Source organism: Streptomyces griseicoloratus, assembly GCF_014534645.1.
Classification (GTDB): domain Bacteria; phylum Actinomycetota; class Actinomycetes; order Streptomycetales; family Streptomycetaceae; genus Streptomyces; species Streptomyces griseicoloratus.
The window spans coordinates 1-747 of record NZ_JACVQF010000069.1 but is presented as its reverse complement, the minus strand read 5'-3'; the positions used below and the strand labels follow the sequence as shown (position 1 = coordinate 747).

Genomic DNA, 747 nt, shown 5'->3' with positions numbered 1-747 from the left:
GAGGGTTTCGATGGCCGGGGTGAACGGCTGGTACTCGGCGACCGGCTGGAACCAGCCCGGCATGGACTCGACCGGGGTGAAGGCGCTGGAGAGCAGCGGCAGCAGGATCAACGGCATCGCGTTGTTGCTGGCCGCCTCGGCGTTCGGGCTGGACAGGCCCATGCCGACCGCGATCCAGGTGAGCGCCAGGGCGAAGAGCACCAGCAGCCCGAAGGCCGCCAGCCACTCCAGGGCGGTCGCGTCCGTGGACCGGAAGCCGATGGCCACCGCGACGGCCCCCACGAGGACCACGCTGGCGACCGACTGCAGCACGCTGCCGACGACGTGCCCGACGAGCACCGAAGGGCGGTGGATCGCCATCGTGCGGAAGCGGGCGATGATCCCCTCGGTCATGTCGTTGGAGACGGACACCGCGGTTCCGATCACGGTGCTGCCGATGGTCATCAGTAACAGGCCCGGGACGACGTACGCGATGTACGCCGAGCGGTCCGGACCGCCGCCGCCGATGCCCGCGCTCATCGTGTCGCCGAAGATGTAGACGAAGAGCAGCAGCAGCATGATCGGGGTGAGCAGCAGGTTCAGGGTGAGGGACGGGTAGCGCCGGGCGTGCCGCAGATTCCGCCGGAGCATGGTGGCCGAGTCGCGTACGGCGAGGGTGAGGGAGCTCATCGGATGGCCTCCTTGGGCTGGTTGGGCACGTTGGTGCCGCCGGTGAGGGCGAAGAAGACGTCGTCGAGGTCGGGGGTG

1 protein-coding gene is annotated in these 747 nt (G+C 69.2%); it reads right to left on the bottom strand.

Translation table 11 applies throughout. The features are described 5' to 3' along the window. Positions 1-669: ABC transporter permease (locus H0H10_RS02250; protein ID WP_188179082.1), on the bottom strand; the 669-nt coding region annotated here is incomplete at its 3' end. Between the last annotated feature and the right edge of the window lie 78 nt (positions 670-747).